Genomic DNA, 8,433 nt, shown 5'->3' with positions numbered 1-8,433 from the left:
CAAGCTCGCTCCCACATGATTTGTGTCGTACACCGAACCTGTGGGAGCGAGCTTGCTCGCGAAGCTTTTAAGGATCAGACGCGGGAAGCGAACAGCGCCTGATGATCGCGGCACTGCTCCGCTGTCAGCATGAACACGCCATGCCCGCCGCGCTCGAATTCGAGCCAGGCGAAATCGACTTCCGGGTACAACGCGTCAACGTGTACCTGGCTGTTACCCACTTCAACGATCAACAAGCCCTTCTCGGTCAGATGATCGGCCGCTTCAGCCAGCATGCGTCGAACCAGATTCAGACCATCATCGCCACAGGCCAGACCCAGCTCGGGCTCATGCTGATATTCGTCCGGCATGTCAGCGAAATCTTCCGCATCCACGTAAGGCGGGTTGGACACGATCAGGTCGAAGCGCTGACCCGGCAAACCATCAAAACCATCGCCCTGCACGGTGTACACGCGCTCATCGACGCCATGCCGCTCGATGTTCTGGTTGGCCACTTCCAGCGCTTCGAACGACAGATCCGCCAGCACCACTTCGGCGTTCTGGAACTCGTAGGCGCAGGCGATACCGATGCAACCGGAACCGGTGCACAGGTCGAGAATGCGCGCAGGTTCGGTGCCGATCCACGGGGCGAAGTGGTTTTCGATCAATTCGCCAATCGGCGAACGCGGGATCAACACACGCTCATCGACGATAAACGACATGCCGCAGAACCACGCCTCGCCCAACAGGTAAGCGGTGGGAATGCGCTCTTCGATACGGCGCTTGAGCAAACGCTGCAAATTGACCAGCTCATCGTCTTCCAGCGCGCAATCGAGGTAGCTGTCGGCGATTTCCCACGGCAGGTGCAAAGCGCCGAGCACCAGTTGCCGCGCTTCGTCCCAGGCATTGTCGGTGCCATGGCCGAAAAACAGATCCTCCCCATGGAAGCGGCTGACGGCCCAACGGATGTGGTCGCGCAGGGTACGAAGTCGGGAAGTGATCACGGGGCAGAACTCCAGAAAAAACGACTGGCGATTCTACCAGCCAAAACGCCTGACGACGACGCAGGAAAAACATCGCAGCGACGGTAGGAGTTTTCTGTTTTTTGCATCAGCTATTGAACAGAACGTGTAACTTGACAAGGCTGCAGGCCAATAACGACGGTGCCTACGATGGTAGCGATTCACAGAACCGCTCAGCCAGAGGACAATGTCGCAAAAGCCCCACCCCAAGGAGCCCCAGAATGTCCGTTCCAAAAACGATGTTTCAACTCAGCGGTCGCGGTTACGCAGCGGCCACACTGAGCCATGCCACCGTGGTCATCATCGATGCCCAGAAAGAGTATCTCAGTGGCCCGCTGGCCCTGAGCGGCATGGACGCGGCCGTCGCGAACATCAAACAAGTGGTTGCCGCAGCCCGTGCAGCCGGTCGGCCGATCGTGCACGTGCGTCACCTCGGCACCGTCGGTGGCCTGTTCGACCCGCAGGGCGAACGCGGCGAATTCATCCCCGGCCTTGAGCCACAAGGTGATGAAACCATTATTGGCAAACTGCTGCCGAGCGCGTTCCACGGCACCGAGTTGCTCGATCGTTTGCAAAACCTTGGCTCGCTGGACTTGATCGTCTGCGGTTTCATGAGCCACTCCAGCGTCAGCACCACCGTACGTGCAGCGAAGAACCTGGGCTTCCGTTGCACTCTGGTGGAAGACGCCTGCGCCACCCGCGACTTGCCGTTCAAGGGCCGCGTGCTCAGCGCCGCCGTCGTGCAGGAAGCCGAAATGGCGATCATGGCGGACAATTTCGCCACGCTGGCATTGACGCAAGACCTGATCTGATCGGCTCTGATGAGCGGCTCGCGGCGCCGCTCATCTGCAAAATCCTCTCATTTGCCGCAAATGCCATAGCCTCAGGAACAACCCGGTCAACTCCCGGTCGAAGGGCCGATACCCATTGAGGAAGGTCGGAATGAAGTTATCCGATGGATTTGACGCACGCCGCTTGCGGCCCAAAGGCCAAAGCAACTGGCGTTTTCGATTCGGCGCAGCGATCGCCGCCATTCTGGCGACGTTCGGCGTGCTGTTGGCGATGGCCGGGGCGGCCAGCCTGCTCGGGCGCCCACCGGCACTCGGTGACTTGAACGCTACACCAACGGGTTCGGCGATCATTCTGGCGGTCGGTTTGCTGTTTCTGTATTTCGGTGTCGCCCTGTGGCGCCGCTGCCGCCGTCGCGCACGGCAATCGCGGGAACTGAACATGTCCCCGCACCTGATGAAAAAACACGACTGACTCACCGGCCTGGCTTTTTGCCGGGCCGTTTTGTTTCGACTTGGGTAAACTGGCCGCCCTTCGCGGAGGCTGACATGCAAGACGACGATTTTTCCCTGTTCAAAAGTGCGATCCAAGGCGTCAAGCCGATCAAGCACGACCGCGCCGACACCGGCAAACCCAAGGCTGACCGCGCACAGATCGCCAAGCTGCGCCAATCCGCCACCGTGCGCACCGACACCGCTACCGTTGATGGCCTGTCCGATCAGTTCGTGATTGATGTCGGCCCGGAAGACGAGCTGATGTGGTCCCGTGACGGCGTGCAGGAAAGTCAGATGCGCAAGCTCAAGGTCGGCCAGATTCCGTTCGAAGGCAGCCTCGACCTGCACGGCATGAGCGTGGAAAAGGCCCGCGAAACGCTCTGGGCGTTTCTCGCCGAAGCGACCCAATTCGAAATCCGCTGCGTGCGCGTCACCCACGGCAAGGCTGTGCGCCTGGACGGCAAGCGGCCGATGATCAAAAGCCACGTCAACACCTGGTTGCGCCAGCATGCGCAGGTCCTGGGTTTCTGCTCGTGCCAGGCCAAACACGGCGGGGCCGGTGCGGTTTACGTGATGCTTAAACGCACCATGATGGAAGGTCGCGACGAATAATCCCGTTACACCGAACTTGCAGGGTTGTGTCCGCCACCGTACCCTTGCCCTTTGCGAAAATCCCCACAGGTAGTTTCATGTCCCTGGAACAGAATTACACCGCGATTCTCGGCCAATTGGGCGAGGACGTGTCCCGCGAGGGCCTGCTCGACACGCCAAAGCGTGCCGCCAAAGCCATGCAGTACCTCTGCCGCGGTTATGAACAGACGCTCGAAGAGGTCACCAACGGTGCCCTGTTCAGCTCCGACAACAGCGAAATGGTGCTGGTCAAGGACATCGAGTTGTACTCGTTGTGCGAACACCACCTGCTGCCGTTCATCGGCAAGGCGCACGTTGCGTACATCCCGAGCGGCAAAGTGCTGGGCCTGTCGAAGGTCGCGCGGATCGTTGATATGTACGCCCGCCGCCTGCAGATCCAGGAAAACCTCAGCCGCCAGATCGCCGATGCAGTGATGCAAGTCACCGGCGCGCTGGGCGTAGCGGTGGTGATCGAAGCCAAGCACATGTGCATGATGATGCGCGGTGTCGAGAAGCAGAATTCGTCGATGATCACCTCGGTGATGCTCGGCGAGTTCCGCGAAAACGCCGCGACCCGCAGCGAATTCCTCAGCCTCATCAAGTAATTTGCGCCACGAAGAAAACCGGCATTCATCGCCGGTTTTTTTTCGCCTGTGAAAAATCGGGTAAGCTGCGCGCCTTTCTCAATTTGCACCGTGAGGCTTTAAACGTGTTCGTCAAAGCGCTTCGTGTCGGCCTCGGCCAACTGGTTATCTTCATCGACTTCATCACTCGCCCGGGCAAGAAACAGCGCCCTGCCGAAACTCAGGCCCAGGTCAATGCCGCCGCGCAAGGCCTGACTCTGTATCAGTTCCATGCATGCCCGTTCTGCGTGAAAACCCGCCGTACTCTGCGTCGTTTGAATGTGCCGGTGGCGCTGAAGGATGCGAAGAACAACGAGCAGGATCGTCAGGCCCTGCTGGAACAGGGTGGCCGAATCAAGGTGCCTTGCCTGCGCATTGAAGAGAATGGGCAGACGACGTGGATGTATGAGTCCAAGATGATTATTGATTATCTGGACAAGCGCTTTGCTGCTGTCTGAGATTATGTGGTGATGCTGATGGCCTCATCGCTGGCAAGCCAGCTCCCACAGGTTTTGTGAACGCCACAGATCACTGTGGGAGCTGGCTTGCCAGCGATTAGGCCCTCTCAGCCACCGCAAATCCCAGTCAAAAATAAACCGGCCCTTGAGCCGGTTTATTTGTTTTCAGGCCGCTTTATCCAGCTGCGCCTGGCGCACCACCGCCGCCAGTCGCTTCAAACCTTCATCCAGCCTCGCCGGATCGATATGGCTGAAATTCAAGCGCAAATGCCCATGATGGTTATCCGGCTCCGGAAAGAACGGCTCACCCGGCATGAACGCCACATCATTGGCCAACGCCTCGTTGAGCAACGTTCGCGTATCCAGCGGTTGCTTCAACGTCAGCCAGAAAAACAGCCCGCCCTGCGGCATGTTCCAATCCGCCAGATCAGAAAAATGCCTTTCCAGCGCTGCTTGAAAGACATCGCGCCGCTGCCGATAGAACCCACGCAATTCGCTCAAGTGCTGCTGATATTTCTCCGTGCCGATCCATTGCAGCGCCTGCCACTGACCGATGCGGTTGGTGTGCAGATCTGCCGATTGTTTGAGCTTGAGCAGATGCGGGAACAGATCCGGGCTGGCGATCAGGTAGCCAACGCGCAAACCAGGCAGCAAGGTTTTCGACACAGTGCCGGTGTAGATCCAGCTCGCCTTCTTCAGGCGCCCGGCAATCGGCTTGGCACTACCGCCATCAAAAGTCAGTTCACGGTAGGGTTCATCCTCGATCAGGGTGACGCCGAATTCATCGAGCAATGCGGCGACGGCAGCACGCTTGGCCTCGCTGTAGCGCACGGCGGACGGGTTCTGGAATGTTGGAATCAGGTAGATGAACGCCGGACGTCGCTGCTCCAGCCGCTCGCGCAATTGCGCCAGATTCGGGCCGTCGGCTTCTTGCGGCACGGTCAGGCAATCGGCGCCAAACAACTGGAAAATCTGCAATGCGGCCAGATAGGTCGGCGCCTCCAGCAAAATTTCCGTGCCCTTGTCGATGTACAGCTTGGCCGCCAGATCGAGGGTCTGCTGGGAACCACTGACCACCAGCACCTGACCCGCCGCGCATTCCAGGCCAAGCGCCCTCGCCTCCGCCGCCAACGCTTCGCGCAACGCCGGTTCGCCTTCGCTCATACCGTATTGGCCGAGCGCCAGCGGCATGTCCGCCCATTCGACCTTCGGCAGCATGGCTTCGGCCGGCAAGCCGCCAGCGAACGACATCACCTCCGGACGCTGGGCGGCGGCAAGGATTTCACGGATCAAAGAACTTTTAAGGCGCGAGACACGTTCGGAAAAAGCCATGGCGGTCACCGGTAGCAAGGGGTGCGAAAAATGAGTCAAACTGGTTGACTGAAATTACGACAGCTTGAGCGAGTACGTCAACATGATTGACCTTAAAAACCCATCCAGTCAGCAACAGGCCATGGAAGCGTTTTTCTTCGGCTATCAAGCCTTCACCGCCAAGGCTGATGAAATGCTCGAGCGCCGTGGGCTCTCCCGAGTGCATCAACGCATTGTGTTTTTCATCGCGCGATACCCGAATTTGAGCGTGAAGGAATTGTTGGGATTACTCGGCGTAAGCAAACAGGCGTTGAACATGCCGTTGCGGCAGTTGCAGGAAATGCATCTGGTGGACAGCGTGGCGTCCGAGGCTGACAAGCGTAAGCGGCTGCTGGAGTTGACGACGGAAGGTGCAAAGTTTGAACAGGCGCTGCGGCGTGAGCAGGTGAAATTGCTGGAGCGGGTGTTTGCCGAGGCTGGGGAGGCGGCGGTGAATGGGTGGTTGGCGGTGAATCTGGCGTTGGGAAAAAGTCAGACGGCTCTCGATTGACCGGGACTGCCTCTTCGCGAGCAAGCTCGCTCCCACAGGAGAACGCATTTCAAATGTGGGAGCGAGCCTGCTCGCGAAGGGGCCAGGGCAGGCGATATATCCCTATCGACGGAACTTTCGTAAACAAAACCAAAAACAATATTTGCTTTATTTGTACACAAAAGCATAATCCACAGCGTGCGAGTTCCTGACCGCATGGTCAACAAATTCGCGTATGCCTCAAAGGGCCGCTGCCACCCCTCATGGGTCCGGCCCTGGAAATAACAATAAAACTCTTGAGGAGTACTCGCTGTGGAAAGCCGCAAATCCGAAGCATCGACGCTGGACCTCTCGCCACCATTACGCAGTGGCCTGCTGGAACGTCTGTTTAAACTCAGCTTGCATGGCACCACGGTGAAGACCGAGTTGATTGCCGGTCTGACAACCTTCATCACCATGGCTTACATCATCTTCGTCAACCCGAACATCATGGCCGATGCCGGGATTGACCACGGTGCAGCCTTCGTCGCCACCTGTATCGCCGCTGCACTGGGCTGCCTGTTGATGGGCCTGTACGCCAACTGGCCGGTGGGTCTGGCGCCGGGCATGGGCCTCAATGCGTTTTTCACGTACACCGTGGTCGGCACCATGGGCTACAACTGGGAAACTGCGCTGGGCGCGGTGTTCGTCTCCGGTGTGCTGTTCATGATTCTGACTTTCTCGCGGATTCGTGAGTGGCTGCTCAACAGCATTCCGGTCAGCCTGCGCTTTGCAATGGGTGCCGGTGTCGGTCTGTTCCTTGGCCTGATCGGTCTGAAAACCGCCGGCATCGTCGTCGATAGTCCGGCGACGCTGATCAAACTCGGCTCCCTGCGCGAGCCTGGTCCGCTGCTCGCGGCCATCTGCTTTCTGATGATCGCGATCCTCAGTTATCACCGTGTCTTCGGCGCAATCCTCATCAGCATCATCACCGTGACCCTGGCCGGTTGGGGCCTGGGCATCGTGCACTACGAAGGAATCATGTCGACTCCACCGAGCCTGGCCCCGACCTTCATGGCGATGAATGTTGCCGGCGTGTTCAACGTCAGCATGATCAGCGTGGTGCTGGCCTTCCTCTTTGTGCACATGTTCGACACCGCCGGCACGCTGATGGGCGTCGCCCAGCGCGCCAATCTGGTCAACGCTGACGGCCGTATCGAAAACCTCTCCCGGGCGATGAAAGCCGACAGTGCGTCCAGCGTATTCGGCGCCGTGGTCGGTGTTCCACCTGTCACCAGCTATGTAGAAAGTGCTGCCGGCGTAGCCGCTGGTGGTCGGACTGGTCTTACCGCAGTCACCGTAGGTGTGCTATTTATAGCGGCAATGTTTTTCGCACCGCTGGCCGGCATGATTCCCGCTTACGCCACCGCCGGTGCACTGATCTACGTGGCGATGCTGATGATGGGCGGCATGGCCCACATCGAATGGGATGAAGCGACTGACGCCATTCCGGCGATCGTCACCGCGATCATGATGCCGCTGACCTTCTCGGTCGCCGACGGCATCGCACTGGGGTTCATCACCTACGTGGCGTTGAAGGCCGGTACCGGCAAGTACAAGGAAATTTCCGTCAGCCTGTGGGTGCTCTGCGCGATCTTCATCGCCAAGTTCATCTTCTTGTAAGCGGCCCGCGGTTCAAGCTTCAAAACGGCCTCACCCTCGCGGGTGGGGCTTTTGCACATTCTCGATACCAACAAAAAAGGAGGAAAGTGATGAGTCTGGAAACCTGGCTGCTGTTCAGCGGCGCTGCATTGGTGGTGATCCTCATTCCGGGGCCACTGTCACTGCTGATGATCAGCAACAGTCTGAATTACGGTTTGCGCCGTTCTTACCCGGCGTTTCTTGGCGGGGTAACAGCATCGATCTGCTTGCTCAGTGCCTCGGCGCTGGGCCTGGGCGCGCTACTGCTGGCATCGGAACAGCTGTTCAGCGCCCTTAAAATTGTCGGCGCTCTTTACTTGTTCTACCTCGCGTGGCAGAGCTGGCAGCAATCGCGCCAGCCATCGACGGGTGCCGAAGTCCCGCAAACAGCGGCCGTGCCACGCTTCCGCGCATTGTTCGGGCGCGCCTTCGTGCTGGGTGCAAGCAATCCGAAAGACATCCTGTTCTTCGCCGCCTTCCTGCCCCAATTTCTCAACGCCGAGCAACCATTCCTGCCGCAGTTACTGGTCATGATCGCTACCTGGACCGTGCTGGATCTGCTGTGCAAGCTGGCATACGGCCTTGGCGCCCATGGTGCAGCGCGCTACTTGCGTAGCGGCAAGGGACAAAGTTGGTTCAACCGGATCAGCGCCGGTTTGTTTGGTGGAGCAGGCGCCGCGTCTTTGCTCAGCAGCCACTGATTGAAATAAACCCGTGCATTGAACAACCGCCAATGACAACCACCCTGAGCATTTAAATATCCAGGGTGGTTTCTCATCCCCGGTACTGCGTAGCGGCATTAATTGCCCGGCCTGATTAGCGTCCAATCGTAATACATCGCAATACCCCATCGATGTACAGCAACAAGGATTTGCTCATAACATCACGTCTATTCCGTACAACAAATTGCCCTGAACA

The 8,433-nt window shown here is 58.5% G+C and carries 10 protein-coding genes; 8 read left to right on the top strand and 2 right to left on the bottom strand.

What is annotated here, in order from left to right; genetic code table 11:
* Window positions 1–74 precede the first annotated feature (74 nt).
* Window positions 75–983, bottom strand: a complete 909-nt coding sequence (prmB, locus tag ACW9IR_RS20490) for a 50S ribosomal protein L3 N(5)-glutamine methyltransferase (protein WP_007914027.1) — start codon at window positions 981–983, stop codon at window positions 75–77.
* Window positions 984–1,222: 239 nt separating this feature from the next.
* Here prmB and ACW9IR_RS20485 point away from each other — a divergent pair, with 239 nt between their 5' ends.
* From ACW9IR_RS20485 to ACW9IR_RS20465, 5 genes are all read left to right on the top strand, one after another.
* Window positions 1,223–1,813 carry a cysteine hydrolase family protein gene (locus tag ACW9IR_RS20485; protein WP_007914026.1) on the top strand — a complete coding sequence of 197 codons (591 nt, stop codon included), beginning with the start codon at window positions 1,223–1,225 and terminating at the stop codon, window positions 1,811–1,813.
* A gap of 130 nt (window positions 1,814–1,943) precedes the next feature.
* Entirely contained in the window at window positions 1,944–2,264 is a 321-nt protein-coding gene (locus tag ACW9IR_RS20480; RefSeq protein WP_003223191.1) for a hypothetical protein, read from the top strand.
* Between the two features lie 74 nt (window positions 2,265–2,338).
* Window positions 2,339–2,896, top strand: a complete 558-nt coding sequence (locus ACW9IR_RS20475) for a Smr/MutS family protein (protein WP_110721156.1) — start codon at window positions 2,339–2,341, stop codon at window positions 2,894–2,896.
* A gap of 77 nt (window positions 2,897–2,973) precedes the next feature.
* Complete coding sequence (gene folE, locus ACW9IR_RS20470) at window positions 2,974–3,519, top strand: GTP cyclohydrolase I FolE (RefSeq protein WP_003442011.1); 546 nt, start codon at window positions 2,974–2,976, stop codon at window positions 3,517–3,519.
* A gap of 104 nt (window positions 3,520–3,623) precedes the next feature.
* Window positions 3,624–3,995, top strand: a complete 372-nt coding sequence (locus tag ACW9IR_RS20465; protein ID WP_457464918.1) for a glutaredoxin family protein — start codon at window positions 3,624–3,626, stop codon at window positions 3,993–3,995.
* A 165-nt stretch (window positions 3,996–4,160) separates the two neighbouring features.
* Here ACW9IR_RS20465 and ACW9IR_RS20460 read toward each other — a convergent pair whose 3' ends face one another.
* A complete protein-coding gene (locus ACW9IR_RS20460) occupies window positions 4,161–5,327 on the bottom strand; it encodes an aminotransferase-like domain-containing protein (RefSeq protein ID WP_457464917.1) in 1,167 nt (388 codons plus the stop codon).
* An 82-nt stretch (window positions 5,328–5,409) separates the two neighbouring features.
* Between ACW9IR_RS20460 and ACW9IR_RS20455 the strand changes: the two genes are divergently transcribed.
* From ACW9IR_RS20455 to ACW9IR_RS20445, 3 genes are all read left to right on the top strand, one after another.
* Window positions 5,410–5,856, top strand: a complete 447-nt coding sequence (locus ACW9IR_RS20455; protein ID WP_457464916.1) for a MarR family winged helix-turn-helix transcriptional regulator — start codon at window positions 5,410–5,412, stop codon at window positions 5,854–5,856.
* Between the two features lie 291 nt (window positions 5,857–6,147).
* Complete coding sequence (locus tag ACW9IR_RS20450) at window positions 6,148–7,497, top strand: NCS2 family permease (protein ID WP_007914003.1); 1,350 nt, start codon at window positions 6,148–6,150, stop codon at window positions 7,495–7,497.
* A gap of 89 nt (window positions 7,498–7,586) precedes the next feature.
* The gene (locus tag ACW9IR_RS20445) at window positions 7,587–8,216 is read left to right on the top strand and encodes a LysE family translocator (protein WP_016982883.1); all 630 of its coding nucleotides are present in this window, start codon (window positions 7,587–7,589) and stop codon (window positions 8,214–8,216) included.
* Window positions 8,217–8,433 lie beyond the last annotated feature (217 nt).

Source organism: Pseudomonas sp. SDT291_1_S447 (assembly GCF_054070155.1).
The sequence above is the reverse complement of the archived record's forward strand: the minus strand, read 5'-3'. Positions and strand labels throughout refer to the sequence as shown.

What these genes read in the sequence shown, in the direction of transcription:
- ACW9IR_RS20485 (WP_007914026.1), top strand. Translation starts at nt 1,223, where the DNA reads ATGTCCGTTCCAAAAACGATGTTTCAACTCAGCGGTCGCGGTTACGCA.
- ACW9IR_RS20480 (WP_003223191.1), top strand. Translation starts at nt 1,944, where the DNA reads ATGAAGTTATCCGATGGATTTGACGCACGCCGCTTGCGGCCCAAAGGC.
- ACW9IR_RS20475 (WP_110721156.1), top strand. Translation starts at nt 2,339, where the DNA reads ATGCAAGACGACGATTTTTCCCTGTTCAAAAGTGCGATCCAAGGCGTC.
- folE (WP_003442011.1), top strand. Translation starts at nt 2,974, where the DNA reads ATGTCCCTGGAACAGAATTACACCGCGATTCTCGGCCAATTGGGCGAG.
- ACW9IR_RS20460 (WP_457464917.1), bottom strand. Translation starts at nt 5,327, where the DNA reads ATGGCTTTTTCCGAACGTGTCTCGCGCCTTAAAAGTTCTTTGATCCGT.
- ACW9IR_RS20455 (WP_457464916.1), top strand. Translation starts at nt 5,410, where the DNA reads ATGATTGACCTTAAAAACCCATCCAGTCAGCAACAGGCCATGGAAGCG.
- ACW9IR_RS20445 (WP_016982883.1), top strand. Translation starts at nt 7,587, where the DNA reads ATGAGTCTGGAAACCTGGCTGCTGTTCAGCGGCGCTGCATTGGTGGTG.